We start from the raw sequence: 22,631 nt of genomic DNA on the forward strand, positions 1-22,631 counted from the left end.
GCAAAACGTTGCCAAGCCTTTTCTGTTTTCAATAGAACTTTTTTTATAAAAAATGAAACGAAAGGTTTAGAAAACACCAAATTCGTGGTACAATAATAATATGCTGATAAGACAGATTAATCAGAAAAATACTTACCTGACTGGAGGGATTTGGATGACGATTTTCTTGGTGAACCTGTTTCTGGTGATTGCCTTTGTGTACCTGATCAGCCGCCAACAAAATGAAGAGCTTGTGTACGATGAAGATTTTTTCCTCCAGAACCCCTCAGCGCTGGAAGAATATCAGCAAATGCCGATCGATTTCCAACACGCCTTTTTCCGCAAGCATAAAGAGTGGATCAAGGAAAAATATATGCGCGGGGAAAGCTACATTTTAGGCTATTGCCCAAACAAAGAAGTAAGACGCGCCTGGCTCTCTGAATTTATGAATCAAAAAAATATGAACAATACACCGACCCCTTCCTGAGCGAAGGGGTTTTTCGCGCACCGGGCAATCGTGCTATACTTCTAGCTGGATAGGGAATAACGCATTTACAGGAGGAACCATTTACCGTGCTGCAATTATTGGTAGAAAAACTAAATCAACTGCTGTCTACACGAGGGATGATTACGGATGTCGTTTTGCGTTCGGATCGCTCCTTGCTGGAAGACGAAGAAATGCGCGAGGTCATGATCACCTTCGCAAGCTCTTTTGAAGAGGAACAGCCGACGGCAACGATTCATCTTTTTTTGCTGGAAGACGAGCAGAGCTGCGAAGTTGAGGTAGAGATTCAATATCCGGGCAAACTCCAGGAAAAACAGGTTCAGGACTTGTGGGAGCAGGCGAGAGGGCGGGTAGCAGAATGCTCGGTTACCGAGAAACGCCGCTATACCGAGCCAGGCAAGCTGGTGGAGGCATCTGTACAGGTGGACTACCACTTTGTCGTGCAGACGCCAGAGCGTGCAGAGCAAGAGACCGCGCTGAACGAGACGCTGGAGCGGTTTGCAGCGGATTTGGGAGAGCTGGTCAAGCTGGGATAAGCCGGGACGAGCAAAGCGAAGCACAGGCCGGGAGGGACACCTCTCGGCTTTTTTTGCTTCCCGGTCTAGAAAGAAAGGCAAGCGGTTTGCTGCAAAGGCGGCAGGCGCTCCCCATGTTTTGTTTGTTTTGCGGAAACAGCGGGCAGGATTTGCGGGCAGAGATGCAGAATCGATTAAACAGAAAATGAATGAGCATTCATTCTTGTTTGAGGGGGTCCTATCATGAAGCTTGCAAATGTCCAACAGCCGATCCGGCTCGGAGCGATGACACTGCCGAATCGGATCATCATGGGCTCGATGCACGTCGGGCTGGAGAAGCTGCCGAACGGCGTAGAGCGCCTCGCAGATTTTTATGCGGAGCGAGCCAGCGGGGGAGCAGGATTGATCGTGACGGGAGGAGCGGCTGTGCTGCCGGAGGGTGGCATGGGTGAGGTCTACTGCAACGTGTTTCTCGATGAACATATCGAACAGCTCAGGATCATTACAGAAAAAGTGCACCAGCAAAAGGGCAAAATCGCGTTGCAACTGTTCCATGCGGGCCGCTACGCGTACAAAGAGGTGACAGGACTCGATCCGGTAGCTCCCTCGCCGTTGCAGGCGCCGATCAATCGCACACAGCCGCGGGAGCTGGACGAGGCTGGCATTGAACGGACGATTGCCGCTTTTGCCAGTGGTGCGGTGCGGGCGCAGAAAGCTGGTTTTGACGCTGTCGAAATCATGGGGTCGGAAGGGTATTTGATCAATCAGTTTCTCTCTCCTGTGACCAACCAGCGGCAGGATGAATGGGGAGGAGACTTTGGGCGGCGGACACGCTTTGGGGTGGAAGTAGCGAAGCGCGTGCGGGAAGCAGTTGGCCGTGATTTTCCTGTGTTGTTCCGAATGTCCGGGCTTGATCTGATTCCGGACAGCACCACGATCGAAGAAACGCTGCAATTCGCCCGGATGCTGGAGGAGGCCGGGGTTGACGCGCTCAATATCGGGATTGGCTGGCATGAATCGAAAGTGCCGACGATCTCCATGATGGTGCCGCGCGGAGCGTATGTGTGGGTCGCCCAGCAAGTCAAAGAGGCTGTCCACATCCCGGTCATCGCCAGCAACCGGATCAACGACATCCGTCACGCAGAAGAAATTTTGCAGGCTGGCCGCTGCGATCTCGTTTCGCTGGCCCGTCCGTTTTTGGCTGACCCGCAAATCGTCGCGAAAAGCGTTCAGGGACGTTTTGATGAAGTCAATACGTGCATCGCCTGTAACCAAGCTTGCCTCGATCATATTTTCGATGGCAAGGTCGCATCCTGTCTGGTCAACCCGATGGTCGGCAGAGAGGTGGAGTGGGCGTTGGCACAGGCAACTGTCCGCAAAAAGGTCGCGGTCGTGGGCGCTGGCCCTGCCGGATTGGAAGCAGCCCGCGTGCTGGCTGAGCGGGGGCACGAGGTTGTTCTGTTCGAAAAGCAGGAGCGCATCGGCGGGCAGTTGAACTACGCGCGACAAGTGCCAGGCAAGGCCGAATTTAACGAGACGTTGCGCTATTATCAGACGCAGCTGGTCAAGCTGGGGGTAGAAGTCAGGCTGGGCACGGAAGCGAGCGCGGACGAATTGGTGCGCGAAGGCTTTGCGGAAGTCGTCATCGCGACAGGCGTTGTTCCGCGCAGACCGGAGATTGCGGGCCAGGAGCTGCCGCACGTCGTCATGTACAATGAAGTGTTTGAGCACAAGGTGAAGGTCGCAAGCAAGGTCGTGATCGTGGGCGCAGGGGGAATTGCCTGTGACTTGTCCCACTTGCTCGTCCATGACGAGGTGATTTCACCGGAAGCAGCGGAGTATTTGCTCGCGTATCGGATTTTGGATGCGAAAGCTCTGCACAAGCTGCAAACAGGCAAAAGAAAGGTCTTCATGCTGCGCAGGGGCAAGCACGTCGGCACCGGGCTGGGCAAAACGACGCGCTGGGCGACTTTGGCCTATTTAAAGCAAAACGGCGTAGAGATGCTGACCGAGATCGAGTATAAGCGGATCGCCGAAGAAGGTGTGTACATTACCCGCAATGGCGAAGAGCAGGTCATTCCGGCTGATACGGTGATCATCGCGGCGGGAGCTACGCCGAATGATGCCTTGTATCACGCGCTTGCAGGACGCATTCCGGTGCATTTGATCGGCGGCGCAAAAGAGGCAGGGGAGCTGGACGCCAAGCGGGCGATTTTGGAAGGAGCACAGGTGGGAAGGGCGATTTGATGCCCTGCAAAAGTTTTTCTATTCCGAAAATACATTGGATCGTGTATGATGAAAAAAGTATGTCGTCTTTTTAGAACTTTTGTCGAATCGCTTTTCAACATACTTAAATTCTTGCACAATGGAAGCATACTGTTCAAATTCATTTGATTGGGGGCTTTCGCCTTGATGAACCATAACGGCATTCTATTAGGAAAGCGTTACTTCCTGTACTCCACTGCACCTGTAGCAGAAGTGGAGGGATGGACGTTTACGATTGCCCCGGGGTTTAAGATGATTGCAGGTGGTAGTGCTAACCCACTTCAGACACTTATCAGCGTTTACCGTGAAAATGAAAAGGTTGCTCAACTCGTGCTTCATCATAGACGTTCCGACTCAGATGTCACCGTGCAGGCCGTCTCCAGCGAGCTGCTGCTGGAAATCGCGCCAGCGACCAGAACTGTGAGTGTGGCAGAGAAGTTGTAAGGCACCCTGAGCAGGGTGCTTTTCGCTTTTTTCCCCTCTACATAGATACAGGCGAGGAGGCCGAAGAATTTGACAGCAAACGAATGGCAAGTAGGCGAGCTGCAACTTACGTGGCTCAGAGGCGGTTTGACCCAGCTCGACGGGGGAGCGATGTTTGGCGTGGTTCCCAAGCCGTTGTGGAGCAAACGCTATCCGCCCAACGAAAGCAATCAGATTCCGCTTCGGGCAGACCCGATTTTGATTCAGGCGTATGGCAAACGCATTTTGATCGAATCCGGCATGGGGAACGATCGGCTGACAGAAAAGCAGAAGCGCAACTTCGGCCTCGTGGAAGAATCGCAAGTAAAAGAATCGCTGGCGGCAAAAGGCTTGACGCCTGCTGATATTGATATCATCATCATGACGCACATGCACTACGACCACGCAAATGGACTCGTATCCGTACAGGACGGGCAGCATGTCTCGACTTTTCCGAACGCCGTCATTTACGTACAAGAGCAGGAATGGGCGGAAATGCGAGAGCCCAACATTCGTTCCCGCAATACATACTGGGAAGAAAACTGGCGCCCGATTGAAGCGCAAGTGCAAACATACGGCGACACGCTGGAGGTCGTTCCCGGCATTAGCTTGCATCACACGGGCGGCCACAGCCAGGGACATGCCATCGTCCGCATGGAAAGCGGCGGTCAACTGCTTTTGCATCTCGCAGACATCATGCCGACGCACACCCACCACAATCCGCTGTGGGTCATGGCGTACGACGACTACCCGATGACGTCGATTTTCGCGAAAGAAGAATGGATACTCGGCGGCATCCAGCAAGGAGCCTGGTTCACGTTTTATCACGACGCCGTCTACCGGGCGGTCAAGCTCAATGAAAAAGGTGAAATCATCGAGCACATCAAAATAGAAGCGTAAAGGCCGGGAGATCCCCGGCTTTTTTTTGCAAGTTAGCAGCTATCGAATTTTTGATAAGTCTCATAGAAATTTTTCATAATCCAAAAATTTTGAATGCTCATTGACGAACCATAGACTCCTCACTACAATAGGAACATCACAGAGCGTCTGTTCTGGTAGCAAGGCGCAAGCAGAACAGTTGTGGGGAGAAGAGAGCATGAGCTGGACTAAAAAACGTTTGCAGGAGTACCACCCGATCGTCTGGTCGCTGATTGTCGGGACTGTGTTTGTCAGGGCTGCTAGTTCGATGAGCATGCCGTTTTTGTTTTTATACTTGTCGAATCATACCGATATGGATTTGGCGATGATCGGTTTGACGATCGGAGCTGGCCCATTAGCCGGGACGATTGGCGGTTTTATTGCCGGGACGTTGTCGGACCGAATCGGACGCAGACGGGTCATGCTGGGGGCGTTGTACGTCTGGACGCTCGTCTTTATCGGCTTTGCGATCAGCAAAAACCCGTTGGTCTTGCTGTTCCTCAATATGGCTGGCGGGCTCTGTCGCTCGTTTTATGAGCCGGTCTCGCAGGCGCTGATGGCGGATGTGACGCCGCCGGAAAAACGGTTTCGCGTATTCGGCCTTCGCTATACGGCGATCAACGTAGGGGTAGCGGTCGGTCCGATTGCGGGCGCTGTGCTGGCGAAGACGTCCGTCGCGCTGCCTTTTATGATTACCGCGCTCATTTACTTGCTGTACGTCATCAGCTTGCAAAGATTGCTGAACAAGTTCGGGATCAAGCAAATCGAGGGGCAAAAGAAAGAGACGATTACTTTTGGCCGCGCCTTCAGCGTAGTCGTGAACGACAAGGCATTCCGCCTGTACATGATTGCCGGGGTGCTGGGAGCGGTCGGCTATTCGCAAATGTCCTCCACGCTCGCCAAGTTCACGGAGATGACAGTGGCGTCCGGTGCGGAGCTGTTCGCGATTCTCATGAGCATCAATGCAGTTGTCGTCGTGCTCATGCAGATGCCTTTGACCAGATGGGCAGAAAAAAAGACGCCCCTCACCGCAATTGTGGTCGGAAACGTCATGTATGCACTGGGCGATATCGGCTACGCGTTCGCTGGCTCTTGGGCGCTTTTCATCATCGCCATGGTGTTGTTTACATTCGGTGAAATCTTGACCTTTACCGCAGGTGACGTCCTGATTGACCGCATGGCGCCGGAAGGAATGCGCGGCAGCTACTACGGTGCCAAAAGCTTCAGCAACCTCGGGCAGTTCATCGGTCCGTGGATGGGCGGCATGCTGCTCGGGCTTTACGGCGGGACGACGCTGTTCTTGACCGTAGCCGCCTTTTCCATGGTCAGCAGCGCCTTCCAGTGGGCAGGTCAGCGGGTGTACTTCGCCACGCACGGCAAATCGCTGAACGAGGCGCGGGCGGAATCACTCTAGCGCCTGCATGATCCGCTCGGCGATCCGCGAATACCCTTCCGTGTTCGGATGGAAATGATCGGTGTACAAGTACGACTGTTCCTTGCGCAAGAACATGTCATAAGTCGGGACGACGAATACTTGCGGGTAGCGGGCCGCGATTTGCGAGGCGGAGTTGTTCCAGTCCAGGACAGGTTGCACCGTATCCACAGCCGCTTCCGTATTGCCGAACGGGTTGTACAAAGAAGTGTAGACGATCGTCGCCTTTTTGTTCAGCGCGCGAATTTGTCGAATGATCTCCTCATAGTTGGTCGTAAGCCTGTCAATGGCTGCGGCCACTTTTTCTTGTTCAATCGTGTAAAGTCCTCCGGTTTGCCTGAACAAGTCGTTGCCGCCGATGGTGAACAAGATCAGGTCGGCATCGGCAATCAGCGTTTTGACCTGTGCTTCGGACATTTGCTTGAGCAGGTCGGTCGACTCTTGTCCGTTAATCGCGAGGTTGGTAAACGTGATCGAGTGGCCCGCCTTTTTTTCCAACGCTTGCCGGACGAGCCCGACGTATCCTTGACCGTTTGCATCGCCGGCACCGCGTGTGAGCGAGTCACCGAGCGCGACGATTTTGCGGACGCCTTCAGCAGGCAAAGGCGCTGGCGTTTTCGCGGATTCGGCAGGGGATGTTCCTGTAGCGGGGGCCAGCTGCTGCGGGTTCATCGCCAGGACAAAGCCTGTAGCCAAGAGCAAAAAGGACAGAAATGACAGCAACCCTGCGGTCCGCCAGAGAAGTTTGCCGGATGTGCGCATCGGCTATCCTCCTATTCGATGTGAAGTGAACAGACATGGTATAATGTGGTTGGACATCTTATGCCAGTGTACCATAAACGCAGAGCTTGCGTCAGTCGCGGGCAGCGCAAACAAAGACAGGAGGGCGCACATTGGGCGATACGGTCCTCGCAGTATCAGGATTGCAAAAAACAATCGGCAAAAAGCAGATTATTCACGATATTACTTTTGAAGTGCTCGCCGGAGAAGTGTTTGGTTTTCTCGGGCCAAACGGAGCGGGCAAGACGACGACGATCCGCATGCTGGTCGGTCTGGCAAAAGCAGATGGCGGAGACATTCGCATCGGGGGAGTATCGCTGCGGGACAATTTCCCGGAAGCGATCGCGCAAGTTGGCTGCATCGTGGAAAATCCCGAGCTGTACAAATTTTTGACGGGAAGAGAAAACCTGGAGCAATTTGCCCGCATGAGCGGCGGGATTGCGCCGGAGCGGATAGAGGAGATCGTGCGCTTCGTCGATCTGGAACGGGCGATTGACGACAAGGTCAAGACGTACTCGCTCGGGATGAGACAGCGGCTGGGAATCGCGCAGGCGCTGTTGCACCGACCGAAGATTTTGATTCTCGACGAGCCGACAAACGGACTGGACCCGGCTGGCATCCGCGAAATGCGCCAGTTTATCCGGCGGCTTGCGGAGGAAGAGGGACTTGCTGTGTTCATTTCCAGCCATCTGCTCAGCGAGATCGAGATGATGTGCGATCGGGTAGCGATTATTAGCCAGGGGAAGGTTATTTCCGTTGGGCTGGTGACTGAGCTGATGGAGCAGTTTGCCGATCAGGTGGAATGGACCATCTCCGCTGCGCATATGCAAAAGGCAATGGACGTGTTGCGTAGGCATAAGGCTGTGACGGAGATTGCCGCGGTCGGAGAAGACCGATTGAAAACGCACATGGATATGGAACGGGTAGGAGAAGTCAACCAGGCGCTGGTTCAGGCAGGCGTTCCGGTCGTGGGAATTGCCACGAAAACGGTGACGCTCGAAGACTTGTTCCTGACGTTGACAGGAGGGGGAGAAAAATGAATCCAAGCATGCTGGGCCTCGTCCAAAATGAAACGGTCAAACTGCTGCGCCGCCGCCGCTTCCTCGTCGTCGTGCTGATTCTGGCGATCCTTATCCCGATTTTTACATACGCGCAGTATCGTTCCGTGATCACCACCCAGGAGCGCATGGGCACGACTGACTGGCGTCCGCTTTTGACCCAGCAAATCGTCGATATGCAAAACAGGCTTGCTTCCAGCCGCCTCCCGGACGAATGGCGCGACATCATTAAAATCCGCATTCAGCAACAGCAATATTATCTCGACCACGATATCAACCCGATGGCGCCTGGAGGTCCGACTTTTGCTCGCGGCTTTATGGATCAGACGATCTCCATGTTTTTGCCGATGATCATCGTCATTTTGGCAGTCGATATCGTCTCGGCGGAATTGAGCGAAGGGACGATCAAGCTGTTGTTGACCAGACCCGTTCGGCGCTGGAAGGTGTTGACCAGCAAGTACATCACTTTGCTGCTGTTTACGTCCTTGACCGTGGTGATGACGCTGTTTATGGCTTATTCGCTGTCAGGCTTCGTCTTTGGCTATTCCGGATGGGACTTGCCTGTGCTCACCGGCTTCGAAGTGGCAGGCGGAGAGTTGCAGACAGCAGGGGCGTTCATGTTGCCGCAGTGGCAGTTTTTGCTCATGCAGTACGGACTGGGCTGGTTCGTGTGCCTCGTAGTCGGAACGATCACGTTCATGGTTTCCGTGCTGATCCGCAGCGCCGCCGCCGGGATGGGAGTCATGATGGCGGCTTTGATCAGCGGCATGATTCTGACCCAGATGGCCTCCTCCTGGGAGTCGTCCAAATACTTGTTCGTCGTCAATTTGCAGTTGACCGATTATTTGAATGGCACACTGCCTCCGATCAAAGGAATGACGCTTCCGTTTTCCTTGACTGTGCTGAGTATATGGGCCTTAGCTGCTCTGATCGTAGCCTACACCGTCTTTATCCGCCGGGACGTCACTTCCTAATTTGGAAAAAAGCGCTACCTTTTTCCTTCTCGTTCGTATTTACTGAGAGGATCAGGAATGGCAACGAGAGGAGATTGACGAGAGAGTATGGACGTATTATGGAAATGCGGGACAGTCGCTTTGACAAGCATGCTTGAATTGTGGGGAGCGATTCCCATTGGATTTTTATTGCAGTTGCCGCCGTTTTTGACGGGGCTGTTCAGTGCCATTGGTGCAATAGCAAGCGCGGGTATCGTCATCTTTTTGGGCGGCTCCCTGCGAAGCTGGCTGATGAAACGGGTGGAGAAAAAGGGGAAAAACCAAGGACGAATGGGGCGCATTTGGGAGAAGTACGGCGTCATCGGACTTGGACTGGCCTCGCCACTGTTAACTGGCGCTCCGCTCGGTGCTGCGATCGGGATTTCGCTCGGCGCACCAGTCGGCAAGCTGATGTGGTGGATGTCGATCGGCATTGTTTTATGGAGCATCATCCTGACTGTAGCCGTTGCGTACGGCTTGCTAACGTTCCTCACACCGTAGAGGCCCACGAAGGCAACCGCTGCTTTTGGCTAGTGGAAATTTTGCATACGAAGATCAATAGATGAATAAGGAAAACATAGGAAAGCGGGGGATCATTCATGAGTGAGAAAAAGGAAGTGCTGGTGCCTGAACTGGAGGAGTTGCTGCACAAGTTTACCGAGTTGTTGACAGGCGAAGCGACGCCGGAGCGGATCGAGATGGTGAAAGTATGGTGTTTGTATACGACGATGGCAAAAGCAATGCCGCCGCTCATCCAGCATTGGGGCAGCGAGCCGGAGCATCAGGATGCCCGCAATCAGATCAGAGAGATTATCGAGCAAATCAAGCAGTGGAACCAGGCTAAAAATCAGACCCATTAATAAAAGAAGAAACGTCGCCTTTTGTGCTTCATGGCAAAAGGCGGCGTTTTTTGGTGTGCAAAAACCTTATTCCGTCAGAGTGGCGTCGGCTAACCGAATCTCCAAGTATCGCATAGGAGCAAGCTCGCCCCGATAGCTCAGTTTTCCTGCTCGGATTAACTCCTGAATCCGTTGCAACAAATACATGTCACCGATGCACTGCTCGCTGCGGCCCATCACCTCGCCAATGACGCGGCCGGCTTTCTGGAACGAACGGGTGGAGCACTGAAGCAGTGCCGCATCGTAGTAATCTTCCGGCACCGCTTGAACCAGCCCGTTTTCGATAATGCGCAGGCGGCTGGTGGAGTGCAGCCAATGAGCTTCCCAGTCATGCACCCATTCCTCGATTTGAGCGCTAGACAAGCTTGCTTTTGTCTCCCATGCACCATGGAGACGTTCCGAATAAATCTCGCCGACACTTCTGATCACATACGGAATGGTGTTGTTCTCTTCATCTGTGACGGTGTAGTGGATGCGCTGACTATAGGCGGACACATCCACGGCTTCGAAGCGGATTGCTTTGGATTGGAGCATGGAGACGACGTAACGTATCCCGAGCTGATCGGAAGTGCACCGTCCGCCATGCCACAAAACAACCGTGCTGCCTGCGGGGATGTCGGCAGCGAACGTCCGGTCTTGCTGAAATTGTTGGGCGAACAGCTCCAAATCCTCCTGAAAGTCAGGTTCTGTTGCGACGAGCAAGTTTTTGAACCATTGCCAGCGTTGCTCCATTCCATCCTCGGTAGTCAAATGGGCAATCGGGCCGATCGAGAAGTCATCGCGAAGGCAAATGATCGAGCCTGGCAGCCTGGCTGCACGCAGAAATACGCGCAACGTCCCACACGCAGAATCGCCGAAGCCGATATGAAAAGTTTGCATATCTTTTCTCCTTTTCCTGTTTCTGAAAGGGCAACCCTCTTGATTATAGCAGACAGTCGGAAGCGAACAGGGCAAAAGGAGAAGACGCGAAAGCTGTTTGTCTAGTCGTTCAAGCTTTTTGCGAAGGAGCAGCCAGCACCTCTTTTCGTCTTAGCATAGGCAGGACAAACAAAATGCTGACGGCAAACAACAGGCCCGCACCACCGAAAAGCAAGGGAAGGGAATACAGGCTTTTCAGCCATCCCGCGATGCTCATGGAGACGACCATCGTTCCCATAAACAGGGGAGTCAGGACGCCGTTTACCCGGCCGATATACGCTGCATCGCTCGTTTTCAGCAGAAGCGTGTTGATTCCGACGTGAATGCACGGGAAGAACAGACCGTTGATAAACTGGAAAAACATGACTGCCCACAATGCGGTAGACAGGCTGTTCCCGAAAGTCCCGATGGCGCTTATGAGCAGACCAGCAGCAATCAGCATTTGCGGTGAGACTTTTTTCGCGACATTCATGACGGCACCGCCACCGATCAGCATCGCGGCTCCGTTGACCATCATCAGCCATTGCAAATATTCCTTGGGGAGCCCGAGGCGTTCGACGACCAAAAAGACAAACAGCGGCTGAATCAAGCCAGATGCCAGCCCGATGCAAGTGAAGATCGCGCCGAGCGCGCGCAAGGAAGGTTTTGACCACACATAGCGGAACCCGGCTGCAAACTCGGTCCAGAAGCTTTCGCCAGTGTGATTTTTTTGCCCGTCCTCATCGCGCGGGAGCTGGAACAAAACGACAGCGGAGAGGACAAAAGAGACGCCCATTACGCCAATGGCGGACGAGATCCCGAAAGATTGGTAGAGGAGAGTGCCGAGAGCCGGACCAATTACCATGAACACTGCCATCATCGTCTGAAACATCGCCATGGCAGGCTGCAATTCGTGTCCGGGAACGTGAAGCTTCAACAGTTTCATGCCAGAAGGCTGCGAGAACTGGGAGAGCGTCGCCGAGATCAAGGTGGCGAAAAAGACTGCCTTCCATGTGCCGAGCACGAGGGTGAGCAACACAGCGCCAACAGAGAGCGCACTAAGCAAGTCGCAGATGATCATCGTTTTTCTCGGGCGCCAGCGGTCCGCAAATGTCCCGCCGATGATCGAAAACAGAAAGATCGGGCCAAACTGCGCGACGGAAATCAGGGAAACGGCGTAAGGGTCGTTGTTCGTCTGATCCATGACAAACAAAAGAATCGCGAAGTTGCGAACCCAGACGCCGATTTGCAAAAGCGCTCCTGACAACAGGATGGTGCGAAAATACGTATTTTGAAACAGGGACGAGCGGGGAGGTGAAGCATTAGACATGTGGGCGCACTCCTTTTTAATAAACAAAATTTGTTTTTGTTTATGTTATAACAAACATTATACACATTAGTTTGAAGTGATCAATACCGTACTAAAACTTTTCCATCCCCCGACCCGGCCGCTCGAAGCCAGGCTTGGCAAATAAAAAAAGACACGAGCCTGATGGAACAGGTCGTGTCTTTGGAAAATCGTGTTTTCGTTAAGGCTTCCAGGTCAGTTGCTTGGAAGCTTCAATCAGTTCGTCCAGCGAAACACCGTGGGCGGTTATCACTACGTACAGGGACTGATTATTGGACTGGGCGTTGAAATGGACCGCGTGCTCCGCGACCGCATTTTTCGCGTCCTTGTTGTCAAACGAGACGGCAATGGCTTGCTCGCCATTGACTGCAAACAGCTGAGTGGCGGAAAACGTTCCGGGAATCGACAAGCTGCGTTTGCCTTGTGTGTTCCGTACTACGTCGATCCGAATCCAGTCGTTGTTGCGCTTGTAATCAGCGGCCAGATGCGTTACTTTTTGGCTCGTTTCTGATTCGTATTGCACGGAAATCGAGCTTAGCGAAAAGCTGTTCGGGTTTTGGGCCAGCACGGGAACGGGCATATCGGACGCTTGTACGGCTGTATCTGTATCCGTAAAGGTCGACAGCGTGATCGGCTGTTTGGCTGCCATGGCCAACGACGGGCCGACGAGTCCGTTTTCGCTGTTCTCTTGCTCGGGCACGGCTGTCATTCCCATAGGCTGATCGGCCGTGATCGCGGGTGCCCCGCCTTTTTTCGCAGCCATCAGGGCGTTCTCGGCGACTTTTTCTTCGCTTGCCGCGTTTTCTTTGGCATTCACCGCAGGTACTTTGGCAGTCGGTTGACTTCGGGCAGCCGCAGCCCCCTGGTTTTCCGGCTGAGCCGTGCGCGCTTGCGGCGGAGCCGCTTTGCTTTGCTGCGTGTCGTCCAGCGCAACAAGGGCATTGGCGGCAGCTGGCGCGGCATCACCGTTCGGATTAACTGCTGCTGCCGCTCCTGTGGACGGAGTAGCCGCTTCGTTTTGCTTCGCCATTGGCTGACTGCCGCCTGTTGCACCTGTTGTCGCCTGGGGTGGTGCAGGAGGAGCGGCTGGAGCTGTCTCTTGCGCTTGCGTCGCAGTGCCGCTGTACGCCACGATTTGATTGCTTGCACTTGCCTGATTGGCTTCCGGTTGGGCGGCTGTCTGCATCATCTGATCGTCCTGAAGCTGCTGATAGCTCAGGAAGCCCACTGCCAGGAGGACTGCTGCGGCGCTGACCCAGGCGAATGAAGGGAAGCCTTTGGGCCGACGCTTGCTGGTTGCTGGTGCTGCCGCTTGCTGTGGAAGCACAGCGATGGTTGCGGTGGCGGCATGAGGGGGCACACCTTGTCCTGCGTTCTGGTAGATGGCTTGCATAATCCGCTCTTCCAGATTCGCTTGGGGCAGTGGAACCTCCTTCAAGAACTGCACCTCCTCTTCTGTTGTCATTTGCGTTTCAATCCATGCGATACACTCCTCACAAGTTTCTATATGAGAGAAAATATCGCTGTCTGTGTCATCTAGCCATGCTTTTCTAAATGCCTGGCAGTTCATGTACGAGTCCCCCTTCCTTGCGGGTTAACAATTTTGCGAGTTCTTGGCGAGCGCGCAAGTAGCGGACGCGTGCTGTAGACTCGGCGATGCCGAGAAGAGTTGCAATTTTTTCAAACGGATACTCATGCGTGCAACGCAGAACGATTACTTCCCGGTAAGTATCCGACAGCAAGGCGAATGCTTCCTGGATTTCCCTGCGCTGCTCCTTGTTCATGAGCGAATCCTGCGGAGATTCGTCTCGTGTATTGGACGGCACGTACGCCAATTGCTCGTCAGAGTCGTGAAACTTTCGGCGGCGCAAAAAATCGATACTCTTGTTGCGGGCAAGCGTATGTAACCAGGATGAAAACTGCGAGTCGCCTCGAAACGTAGACAGTTTTTCATACGCCTTGACGAACACTTCCTGAGTAAGATCTTCTGCATCAGCGCGATTGTTCACCATTTTGTAGATAAAAATGTAGATCATATGCTGATATCGCTGGATGAGGTCGCGATACCCTTCAATTTCGCCCTGAAGAATCCGCTGAATGATTTCGGCGTCGGATTGCATTGAATCTCCGGCCTCCCTTCCCTCTATGTGACGCTGGCTTCTGTCGAAACGTTTCAGACCAGCATCTCGTTTTCTATAATTTCGTATGGATAGCCTTGTTCTACGAGAAAAAGCTGACGATGGAGCGAAAACTCCTGCTCTCTCGTATCGCGTGTAACGAGTGTATAAAAGTGGGCAGTGTTGTTGTCCGTTTTCGGTCGCAAGATGCGTCCCAGGCGCTGTGCTTCTTCCTGACGGGAGCCGAACGTGCCGGAAATTTGAATCGCGACGTTGGCGTCCGGCAAATCGACGGCAAAATTGGCTACCTTGGAGACGATCAGGCGTGTGATTTCCCCTTTTTTAAATTGTTCGTACAGCGTCTCGCGCTCTTTTTCCGGGACTTTGCCCGTAATCAGCGGAAGCTGCAAGGCGGTTGCCATTTGCTCCAGTTGATCGACGTACTGGCCGATGATCAACACTCTGTCGCCCTCGTGGCGGTCGAGCAGCTTGCGGACCACTTCGAGCTTTTTCGGGTTTTCGGCAGCGATCCGGAACTTTTGCCGGGCGGTTGCATGTGCGTACGCTTCCCGCCATTTTGGCTCAAAAGGCAGCCTGATTTCGCGGCAACGCGCTTCCGCAATCCAGCCAGCTTCCTCCATCGCTTTCCAGGGAACCTCGTACTTTTTCGGGCCGATCAGCGTAAAGACGTCTTCTTCCCGGCCGTCTTCCCTGACGAGCGTGGCGGTCAACCCGAGTCGGCGTGTAGCCTGGATGCCGGAAGTAACACGAAAGACAGGTGCAGGCAGCAAATGCACCTCATCGTAAATAATAAGCCCCCAGTCACGCTCTGAAAAGAGTTTCATATGAGGAAATTCATCCAGAGAGGTGGGGCGGTATGTGAGAATTTGATAAGTTGCCACAGTTATCGGCTTTACTTCCTTGTGATCTCCGGTGTATTCGCCAACAAGATCGGGGTCCAGTTCCGTTTTGTCCAGCAGCTCGGAAATCCACTGGCGCACGGAGGTCGTATTCGTCGTCAAAATAAGGGTAGCGGTCTGCAATTGCGCAATCGCGCCAATGCCGATGACCGTTTTCCCGGCTCCACAGGGCAGGACAAGCACGCCGCTGCCGCCCGTAACCGCGCCGCCCAAGTGAAAAGCATCGACAGCGTCTTTTTGATAGGAGCGCAAAGCAAACGGCTTGCCCGACGCACTGGTCTGTCGCAAGCTGACCGGACAGGCTTCTCCTTGCGAATACCCCGCCAAATCCTGCACAGGCAGTCCAAGCTTGATCAGCTCCTGCTTGATCAGCCCGCGTGCGTAGCTTTTGAGTGTATAGCCTTCTTCGAACAAGGCGGCGATCGATTTGTATCCGATTAGCTCTGTGAGAACAAGAGGATCGTCACTATTTAATACGAGATCATCCCCGTGACGTTCCAACCGAATCAGCCCGTATTTGCGCATCGTTTCTTCTATTTCTTTGACGAGCGTTGGCGGCACGCCGTATTTGCTGTATGCGCCAAGCACTCCTGTTACTTCATTCGGGGAAAGTCCGCTGGCTGCCGCATTCCACAGCGACAACGGGGTAATCCGGTATGTATGGATGTACTCCGGACTTTTCAGCAATTCGCAAAAACCGCTGATGGCCTGTCTTGCCTCCGCAAACAACGGATGTTGTGTTTCCAATAATACAGTGCGATCGCTTTGGACGATCATCGGCAAGTCTGGACGATAAGACAAAAGATTCACCTCGTTACAAACGGCATATGAATCAGCACTATGGTATCACAATCCGGAAAAGAAAGAAAAACAGACAGGTAACATTTGCGATAGGATGGGAAACAATATCCCAAAGCAATGGACGGAAAGGGAGGCGGGGAGAATGGGAATGTGGGGAAGCTTGTTTAACTTGGGTTTGGTCTTGATCCTCGTTTTCCTCAACGGCTTCTTCGTTGCAACCGAGTTTGCCGTGGTGAAAGTGAGGGAGTCGCGCATTGCCCAGCTCGTGGCAGAAGGCAACAAACGGGCGGAGAACGTGGAGCAAGTCATCCACAATTTGGATGCTTATTTGTCTGCCTGCCAATTGGGCATCACTCTCGCTTCGCTCGGACTCGGCTGGCTTGGCGAGCCTGCTGTGGCTCACTTGCTGCATCCGGTATTTCGCTACTTCCAGCTGAACGAGACGCTGGTGAGCAGCATTTCCTTTATTATTGCGTTTTCCGTGATCACTTTTTTGCATATCGTGCTGGGCGAACTGGCTCCGAAGACACTTGCGATTCAGCGCACCGAAATGGTCGTGCTCGCTGTCAGTCGGCCGATCCAGCTGTTTCACAAAGTCATGTATCCGTTTATCGCTTTGCTGAACTGGTCGGCAAGCCGCATCCTCGCCTTGTTCCACATTTCCATGGAGCCGCATCAGGAGGCGCATACAGAAGAAGAAATCCGTATTCTGGTCAACGAAAGTCACAAAAGCGGCCTGATCGACCAGACAGAGCTGATGCTGGTAGACAACATTTTTGATTTTTCCGAGACGATGGCGCGGGAGATTATGGTTCCGCGAACCGATATGGTTGTGCTCAACGTGCGCGATCCGTTTGACGAAAATGTCCGCCTCGTGCAAAACGGCCGATTCACCCGCTATCCGGTCGTCGATGGCGACAAGGATCACGTCGTGGGGAGTTTGCACATCAAAGACATGCTGACAGGGCTTTTGGAAGGCGAGCACAGCGATCTGAAAACGTTGATGCGCCCGGTTTTGACGGTTCCCGAGACGATCTCGATCAGCCGTCTGCTGACGATGCTGCAAAAACAGCGCGGGCAAATGGCGATCATCATCGATGAGTACGGGGGCACGGCTGGCTTGGTGACGCTTGAAGATATTATGGAAGAAATCGTCGGCGATATCCAGGATGAATTTGACGACGAGCGTCCGGAAGTAGAAAAGAACGACGGCATGCTGTCGCTTGACGGCAGAATGCTTTTGGAGGAAGTGGGCGACTACCTGGACCTCGATTTGGAATCCAGCGAGGTCGATACGCTGGCCGGGTGGATTTACATGCAAATCGACCATCCGCCCCGCGTAGGCGACCGGGTGCGGGAGGGCAAGTTCGAGTTTGTGGTGGGGGAAGTCGATCACTACCGGATTACCAGGGTTCTCGTGAAAAAAATGCCAAATGCAGAGGAAGAAACCGGAACGGAAGATTGATGAAAAAAGCTTTTCAGGACGCAATAATATGCTATAATGGGACACAAGTTGCACAAATGCAAGATGCCTTGTTACCAGAGGGTGATCAGGCACAGAGAGCAGAGCTTAGAGGAGGAAGTACAGATGAGACGAGCAGTCAGTATGGTACTGACCACTTTGCTGGCCATTTCTTTGGCAGCATGTGGCAATCAAACAGGTGGACAAAATGAAGCAACAGCGACCAGTTCCGGCCAAGGCCAAACGGTGAAGCTGGGCTTGACGCAATTCGTAGAGCATCCCGCTTTGGATGCGATTCATCAAGGAATCTTGGATGGCTTGAAACAATCCGGCTACGAAGAGGGCAAAAATCTGGAGGTTGACTACCAGAACGCCCATGGCGATATGAACAACACGGTATCGATTGCGCAGAAGTACGCCGGAGACAAGAAGGATTTGGTCGTAGCGATTGCGACTCCATCCGCTCAGGCTGCAGCCAAGGCGATTACCGACAAACCTGTTTTGTTCAGTTCCGTAACAGATCCGATCTCGGCTCAGCTGGTCAGCAGTCTGGAAAAACCGGACAAAAACGTGACTGGAACGAGCGACAAAGTATCGATGGAACAACAATTGAAGCTGATCAAAACCTTCCTGCCCCAGTTGAAAAAGCTGGGCGTGATCTACACCACCTCCGAGGTCAACTCTGAGGTTCAGGTAAAAGAGCTGGAAGAGGCAGCGAGCAAAGAAGGCGTAGAAATCATCAAGGCGGGCATTTCGCAGCTTTCCGAGGTGCAATTGGCAGCTCAGGGACTTGCTGGAAAAGCCGACGCCATGTTCATTCCGATTGACAATACCGTCGTGTCCTCTTTTGAGGCTGTACTGGGAGCAGCGGAAGCGAACAAGATTCCTGTTTTTGCTTCCGACACAGACACCGTAAAACGCGGCGCAGTAGCCACGTACGGCATCGACTACTACCAGATTGGCAAGCAAACAGGCGAAATGGCTGCCCGTGTCCTCAAAGGACAAGCGGTTGCAGACACTCCTGTCGAAATTTCAAAGCAGGCCGACCTGTACATCAATGAAACAGCAGCCGGGAAGTTTGGTCTCACGATTTCAGAGGCACTCAAACAGCAGGCGAAAGAAATCACCAAGTAAAAAGAGAGCGTCAAGCTCTCTTTTTATTCTTTTAAAACTGTTTTATCCGTGTTAAAATTAGAAAAAATTTTTCAAGGGGGCATTTATCACATGTTCAAACAGAAAAAGACTATCAGAAAAATTCAGAGTTTTTTATTTCCTTTGCTGCTTTTGTCTGTTACCGCATGTGGACAGCAAAGCGCTACCCCGGCGAGCAACGAGCAGACTCCACCTGCTTCGAACCAGCCGGCGCCAGCTGCTGAAACCAAACAGTTTAAAATCGGGATTTCTCAGTTCGTAGAGCACCCGGCATTGGATGCAGCACGCGAAGGCTTTGTGGCGCAGCTTGCCAAAAACGGATACGAAGACGGCAAACAAGTAAAAATCGACGTCAAATCAGCGCAAGCGAGCATGGATACAGCAATCTCCATCGCGCAAAAATTCGAGTCTGACAAAGTAGACCTCGTACTGGCGATTGCGACGCCGACCGCTCAGGCTGCTGCCCAAACAAGCAAAGACATTCCGATCTTGTTTACGGCAGTAACTGATCCGGTAGAGGCAGGTCTGGTAAAAGCGATGGATAAACCGGGAGCAAACGTGACAGGTACTTCCGACATGAACCCGGTGGAAGAGCAATTGAAGCTGATCAAAGAATTGAAGCCAGATGCGAAATCAGTTGGAGTTATCTACAGCTCCGGCGAAGTGAACTCCAAAGTGCAGGTAGATGCGGCGAAAGCAGTAGCGGACAAGCTGGGCCTGTCCATTCAGGAAGCAGCGATCACCAGCGCAACAGAGGTGAAGCAAGCGGCTGAGTCGATGGTAGGCAAAGTAGACGCGTTCTACGTGCCGACAGACAACATGGTCGTATCGTCGATTGCAGCAGTCCTGAGCGTTGCCGAAGCGCAAAAAATTCCGGTCATCGCAGGGGAAGAAAACTCCGTGAAGAGCGGTGCGATTGCTACTTACGGAATCGACTACACCAAGCTCGGCGAACAAACAGCAGACATGGCAGCAAAAATCTTGAAGGGCGAAGCGAAGCCGGCAGACATGGCTGTCGAGATGCAGGCAGACATGAAGCTCGTATTGAACAAAAAAGCAGCGGAGAAAATGGGAGTGACCATTCCGCAATCCATGCTCGACCGCGCTGGCGAAGTGATCGAGTAATAATCGCAGCAACAGGAGGATTTCTTCTATGAATTTGGCAATAATGGGAGCCATCGAGCAGGGCTTGCTATTCGGAATTTTAGCTCTGGGCGTGTATTTGACCTTTCGCATTCTAAACGTACCTGACTTGACGGTAGATGGCAGCTTCGCCTTGGGCGGAGCGATCGCAGCCAAGTTTATCATCGATGGAACCAACCCGTACCTGGCTACTCTCCTGGCGTTCATCGTCGGGGGATTGGCAGGGGCATTTACCGGCGTTTTGCATACAAAAGGAAAGGTCAACGCACTGCTGGCAGGGATTTTGACCATGATCGCGCTGTACTCGATCAACCTGCGGATTATGGGAAAGGCGAATTTGCCTTTGCTGCGTGAAGATACGTTGTTCACCTATGTAAAAGATTTGAGCATTCCCGACTTGACGGTAGGCGGCGTCACTTTGCTGACTGGCGTATCCATCGTATTTTTCGTCGGAGTTCTCGTGCTCAAGCTGGTAATTGACTGGTTCCTGCACACCGACCTCGGCCTCGATCTGCGGGCGACAGGGGACAATCCAAAAATGATTCGCAGCTTCGGAGTGAATACGGACACGACCACGATTATCGGTCTGGCGCTGTCCAACGGTCTGGTAGCTGTGTCTGGCGCTTGGGTTGCCCAGTTCCAGGGCTTTGCCGATGTCGGCATGGGGATCGGGATGATTGTGATTGGTCTTGCTTCTGTTATTGTCGGGGAAGTGCTGTTCGGCAGCTCCTCCATTTTCCGCGTCACACTCGCTGTCATTCTCGGTTCGATTGTGTACCGTTTGGTGATTGCCCTGGCTTTGCAGGCGGGATTGAATCCGTCCGACATGAAGCTGATTACCGCCTTGATCGTGATTGTCGCATTGACTGTTCCGACCGTTGCCAAAGGAATCTGGAAAAAACAAGCGGTACGCTCGGTAAGGGGAGGAAACAGCAATGCTTAAAATTTCCTATGTCAACAAAGTGTTCAATGCGGGCACCGTCAATGAAAAAATCGCGTTGCGCAATGTAAACTTGCACGTCAAGCGCGGAGAGTTCATCACCGTAATCGGCAGTAACGGAGCCGGAAAGTCGACGATGATGAACATGATCTCCGGCGGGCTGTTCCCGGACAGCGGAACGATCACGATTGACGGCAAGGATGTCACGCGCCTGGGCGAGCACCAGCGGGCCGAATTGATCGGCCGGGTGTTCCAGGACCCGATGGCAGGTACTGCGCCGAACATGACGATTGAAGAAAATTTGGCGATCGCGCTCGGGCGTGGACGCCGCCGCACGCTAGGCTTCGGAGTGAACAACCACAAGCGCGAGTTGTTCCGCGAGCAGTTGAAGCAGCTTGACCAAGGACTGGAAAACCGTTTGAAAACAAAGGTGGGATTCCTTTCCGGCGGTCAGCGTCAGGCGCTCAGCCTGTTGATGGCTACATTCACGGAACCGAAAATTTTGCTGCTGGATGAGCATACGGCAGCGTTGGACCCGAAAAGGGCGCAGCTCATTGTCGAGCTGACCGACAAGATTGTCGCTCGCCACAAGCTGACGACGATCATGGTCACGCACAACATGGAGCAAGCGCTGAACATGGGGAATCGCCTGTTGATGCTGCACGACGGCGGGATCATTCTCGACATTCCGGATGAGAAAAAACGAACCATGAAGCCGCAAGACTTGCTGCGCGCCTTCGAGGCAGCCCGTGGCGGAGAGAGCTTCAGCGAAGACCGATTCTTGTTGACCTAACGCTTTTCATCAGCCTTCCTGCGCGAGCGGGAAGGTTTTTTCTTTGGCGGTCAAATAGCGGTGCATGGCGAACGCTCCAATGACCAGGATGCCAGCGACGATCGTGAACAGCAGCGTGCCGCCGTAGTGCAGCAAGACCAGACTGCCCAAATACGGGCCGCACATGCGGGAAATATCCCAGTGTGTCCCGGTGATGGCAAAATATCGGCCGCGCATCGAGGATGGCGCAATCCGCGTGACAAAAGCGAGCAGTTGGGTCAAGCCGACGCTTTCGCCGATGACGAGCAGCACTTGCATGGCGAGCAGAAGCGGCAAGGAATCGATGTAGGCATAACCGAGAGCGACGAGGAAGAAGCAGCCGTATGATGCGGTGATGAGCCAGCGAGCGGGCATGTGCTGTGTCCACTTGACGAGCAGAAATTCAAACATGATGAGCAAAATCCCCTTCACAGCGATGAGCAAGGCGAGAGCTTGCAAATAGTCGGGCAGCGTATTTTTCATGTGCAGCTGCAAATTTGTTTCGGTTTGCGCATAGAACAGACTGATCGGCAGTGAAAGCGTCATGATCGCCAATGCCGGGCGGTATGCCTTCCATGCTCCTCTACTGAAGCGTGGCGCTTTCTCGTGAGCTGCTTCCGCCCATTCCGGCAACGGCGTTTGCGGGATTTTCCACAAGACCGCCGCCGCGTAAACGAAAAGCGAGATCGCGGTAAACAGAAAAGCCATCGCCGGATTGTACTTGTAGAGAATCACGCCAAGGAGTGGCCCGATTGCCGCCCCAATGCTTGAGGACGTATTCAACAGAGCAAAAGCACTTGCCATTTGCCCAGGCGGGATCGTATCGGCCAGATGGGCGCGGCTTGCCGGGATGAACAGGGAGCGGCCAGCGCCGTTGAGCACGTACAGGACGGCAAAAGCGGCGATAGAATCGGCAAAAGCCATCCCGAGCATGGCGAAGCCTTGAATCAGCAAGGCAACGAGCAGCATCGTTTTGCGCCGAATCCGGTCAGTCAATCCGCCCGCGAACAAGGTCAGCAAAATCTCGGAAAACGGCTGCAAGCCGATCACCAGCATGGTGAGTGTGACGGAGCCGCTGATGTTTTCGCTCAAGTACAGGACGAGAAAAGGCGCGATCATCGTGCTGGACAGGGAAGTGAGCGTTTCCCCGAACAGACGAACCCACAGCAAGGCAGGGTATTCCGCGATAAAGTTGCGGAAGGAAGCGGGGAGCAGATGCATAGACGTGTGTCCTT

General features: G+C 53.4%; 22 protein-coding genes. 15 read left to right on the forward strand and 7 right to left on the reverse strand.

The genetic code is table 11. The features are described 5' to 3' along the window. Positions 1-154: 154 nt before the first annotated feature. The 6 genes from DEP07_RS09755 (at position 155) to DEP07_RS09780 (ending at position 6,058) form a co-directional block, all read left to right on the forward strand. Entirely contained in the window at positions 155-466 is a 312-nt protein-coding gene (locus DEP07_RS09755; protein WP_005828950.1) for a hypothetical protein, read from the forward strand. Between the two features lie 86 nt (positions 467-552). Next, on the forward strand, positions 553-1,020 hold the full coding sequence (locus DEP07_RS09760) for a hypothetical protein (protein ID WP_173597789.1): 468 nt from the start codon (positions 553-555) through the stop codon (positions 1,018-1,020). A 222-nt stretch (positions 1,021-1,242) separates the two neighbouring features. After that, positions 1,243-3,246, forward strand: a complete 2,004-nt coding sequence (locus tag DEP07_RS09765) for an NADPH-dependent 2,4-dienoyl-CoA reductase (RefSeq protein WP_280649044.1) — start codon at positions 1,243-1,245, stop codon at positions 3,244-3,246. A gap of 165 nt (positions 3,247-3,411) precedes the next feature. Beyond that, on the forward strand, positions 3,412-3,708 hold the full coding sequence (locus DEP07_RS09770) for a hypothetical protein (protein ID WP_122964802.1): 297 nt from the start codon (positions 3,412-3,414) through the stop codon (positions 3,706-3,708). Between the two features lie 69 nt (positions 3,709-3,777). After that, the gene (locus DEP07_RS09775) at positions 3,778-4,626 is read left to right on the forward strand and encodes a YtnP family quorum-quenching lactonase (protein ID WP_122964803.1); all 849 of its coding nucleotides are present in this window, start codon (positions 3,778-3,780) and stop codon (positions 4,624-4,626) included. Positions 4,627-4,822: 196 nt separating this feature from the next. Continuing rightward, a complete protein-coding gene (locus DEP07_RS09780; protein ID WP_122964804.1) occupies positions 4,823-6,058 on the forward strand; it encodes an MDR family MFS transporter in 1,236 nt (411 codons plus the stop codon). Here the strand turns inward: DEP07_RS09780 and DEP07_RS09785 are convergent. Beyond that, complete coding sequence (locus DEP07_RS09785) at positions 6,050-6,838, reverse strand: GDSL-type esterase/lipase family protein (RefSeq protein WP_122964805.1); 789 nt, start codon at positions 6,836-6,838, stop codon at positions 6,050-6,052. The two genes, DEP07_RS09780 and DEP07_RS09785, sit on opposite strands and share 9 nt — an antisense overlap. 131 nt (positions 6,839-6,969) lie before the next feature. Here DEP07_RS09785 and DEP07_RS09790 point away from each other — a divergent pair, with 131 nt between their 5' ends. From DEP07_RS09790 to DEP07_RS09805, 4 genes are all read left to right on the forward strand, one after another. Further along, positions 6,970-7,896: an ABC transporter ATP-binding protein gene (locus tag DEP07_RS09790; RefSeq protein WP_173597787.1), complete on the forward strand. Its 927-nt coding sequence runs from the start codon at positions 6,970-6,972 to the stop codon at positions 7,894-7,896. Further along, a complete protein-coding gene (locus DEP07_RS09795; RefSeq protein ID WP_173597786.1) occupies positions 7,893-8,888 on the forward strand; it encodes an ABC transporter permease in 996 nt (331 codons plus the stop codon). Before DEP07_RS09790 ends, DEP07_RS09795 begins: the two co-directional genes overlap by 4 nt. A gap of 87 nt (positions 8,889-8,975) precedes the next feature. Further along, positions 8,976-9,407 carry a small multi-drug export protein gene (locus tag DEP07_RS09800; protein ID WP_173597785.1) on the forward strand — a complete coding sequence of 144 codons (432 nt, stop codon included), beginning with the start codon at positions 8,976-8,978 and terminating at the stop codon, positions 9,405-9,407. Positions 9,408-9,505: 98 nt separating this feature from the next. Next, positions 9,506-9,766: a DUF2573 family protein gene (locus DEP07_RS09805; RefSeq protein WP_063230083.1), complete on the forward strand. Its 261-nt coding sequence runs from the start codon at positions 9,506-9,508 to the stop codon at positions 9,764-9,766. 66 nt (positions 9,767-9,832) lie between these two features. On the opposite strand, the gene DEP07_RS09810 is transcribed toward DEP07_RS09805, so the two are convergent. The 5 genes from DEP07_RS09810 to DEP07_RS09830 all read right to left on the reverse strand — a co-directional run bounded on the left by DEP07_RS09810 (position 9,833) and on the right by DEP07_RS09830 (position 15,888). Then, positions 9,833-10,684, reverse strand: coding sequence for a DUF1835 domain-containing protein (locus tag DEP07_RS09810; protein ID WP_122964809.1), 852 nt, complete (start codon positions 10,682-10,684; stop codon positions 9,833-9,835). A gap of 109 nt (positions 10,685-10,793) precedes the next feature. Then, positions 10,794-12,032, reverse strand: a complete 1,239-nt coding sequence (locus DEP07_RS09815; protein WP_122964810.1) for an MFS transporter — start codon at positions 12,030-12,032, stop codon at positions 10,794-10,796. A 199-nt stretch (positions 12,033-12,231) separates the two neighbouring features. After that, the gene (locus DEP07_RS09820) at positions 12,232-13,497 is read right to left on the reverse strand and encodes a hypothetical protein (RefSeq protein WP_353772872.1); all 1,266 of its coding nucleotides are present in this window, start codon (positions 13,495-13,497) and stop codon (positions 12,232-12,234) included. Between the two features lie 103 nt (positions 13,498-13,600). Beyond that, a complete protein-coding gene (locus DEP07_RS09825; RefSeq protein WP_287102420.1) occupies positions 13,601-14,170 on the reverse strand; it encodes an RNA polymerase sigma factor in 570 nt (189 codons plus the stop codon). A gap of 53 nt (positions 14,171-14,223) precedes the next feature. Beyond that, positions 14,224-15,888 carry a DNA repair helicase XPB gene (locus DEP07_RS09830; protein ID WP_122964812.1) on the reverse strand — a complete coding sequence of 555 codons (1,665 nt, stop codon included), beginning with the start codon at positions 15,886-15,888 and terminating at the stop codon, positions 14,224-14,226. A 142-nt stretch (positions 15,889-16,030) separates the two neighbouring features. Between DEP07_RS09830 and DEP07_RS09835 the strand changes: the two genes are divergently transcribed. From DEP07_RS09835 to DEP07_RS09855, 5 genes are all read left to right on the forward strand, one after another. Further along, complete coding sequence (locus tag DEP07_RS09835; RefSeq protein WP_122964813.1) at positions 16,031-17,353, forward strand: hemolysin family protein; 1,323 nt, start codon at positions 16,031-16,033, stop codon at positions 17,351-17,353. Between the two features lie 123 nt (positions 17,354-17,476). After that, positions 17,477-18,484: an ABC transporter substrate-binding protein gene (locus DEP07_RS09840; protein ID WP_217023083.1), complete on the forward strand. Its 1,008-nt coding sequence runs from the start codon at positions 17,477-17,479 to the stop codon at positions 18,482-18,484. Positions 18,485-18,574: 90 nt separating this feature from the next. Continuing rightward, positions 18,575-19,627 carry an ABC transporter substrate-binding protein gene (locus DEP07_RS09845; RefSeq protein ID WP_122964815.1) on the forward strand — a complete coding sequence of 351 codons (1,053 nt, stop codon included), beginning with the start codon at positions 18,575-18,577 and terminating at the stop codon, positions 19,625-19,627. 28 nt (positions 19,628-19,655) lie between these two features. Next, the gene (locus DEP07_RS09850; RefSeq protein WP_122964816.1) at positions 19,656-20,588 is read left to right on the forward strand and encodes an ABC transporter permease; all 933 of its coding nucleotides are present in this window, start codon (positions 19,656-19,658) and stop codon (positions 20,586-20,588) included. After that, positions 20,581-21,378, forward strand: coding sequence for an ABC transporter ATP-binding protein (locus DEP07_RS09855; protein ID WP_063230093.1), 798 nt, complete (start codon positions 20,581-20,583; stop codon positions 21,376-21,378). The genes DEP07_RS09850 and DEP07_RS09855 overlap by 8 nt, the downstream gene beginning before the upstream one ends. 9 nt (positions 21,379-21,387) lie before the next feature. Here DEP07_RS09855 and DEP07_RS09860 read toward each other — a convergent pair whose 3' ends face one another. Further along, a complete protein-coding gene (locus tag DEP07_RS09860; protein WP_173597781.1) occupies positions 21,388-22,617 on the reverse strand; it encodes an MDR family MFS transporter in 1,230 nt (409 codons plus the stop codon). Positions 22,618-22,631: the final 14 nt, after the last annotated feature.

This window comes from Brevibacillus sp. (assembly GCF_003521185.1).
GTDB classification, from domain to species: domain Bacteria; phylum Bacillota; class Bacilli; order Brevibacillales; family Brevibacillaceae; genus Brevibacillus; species Brevibacillus parabrevis.